The sequence below is a fragment of the Vibrio mytili genome (assembly GCF_000830505.1).
Classification (GTDB): domain Bacteria; phylum Pseudomonadota; class Gammaproteobacteria; order Enterobacterales; family Vibrionaceae; genus Vibrio; species Vibrio mytili.
The window spans coordinates 1-454 of the sequence record NZ_JXOK01000054.1 but is presented as its reverse complement, the minus strand read 5'-3'; the positions used below and the strand labels follow the sequence as shown (position 1 = coordinate 454).

Annotated in this window: 1 protein-coding gene; it reads right to left on the bottom strand. The window is 48.5% G+C overall.

All coding sequences use genetic code 11. The features are described from left to right. A partial coding sequence (locus SU60_RS14605; RefSeq protein WP_041156162.1) for a T1SS-143 repeat domain-containing protein occupies nt 1–454 on the bottom strand: 454 nt, incomplete at both ends.

Here is a 454-nt window from a genome sequence, read left to right as displayed (position 1 = left end):
GCCATTCTGTGCATGATCGATTGGCCCTTCTAACGTGAAGTTATAAGTGCCGTCCGTGTTTACAATTAGGGTAAATACGGGTTCTACCGTGGTACCATTATCTGCGGTCGCTGTGTACGTAAAGCTGCCGTCTGTGTTGGCGGTTTCGATTAAGTTAACCGCAACACCTTGTGAGGTCAGATTCGCGACTGGGCTTGCGTTCGTATCGAGTTGGTAGCTCACCACACGATCAGAGCCCTCAGTCGTCGTGAAATGCCCATCGATAGAAACAGAATTTGAGCCATCAGAGCCCATATTCGCCAAGTCATCTTCATCAACGGTGATTGATTCGACAGCCGTTATTGTCGGAATATCATCGGTAATGGTGACCGGGATCGTCTCAGTGGATGTATCACCATCGAAATCGGTGGCAATGATTGGGAAGTTCAGCGTCAGTTGATCTTCACCATTCTGT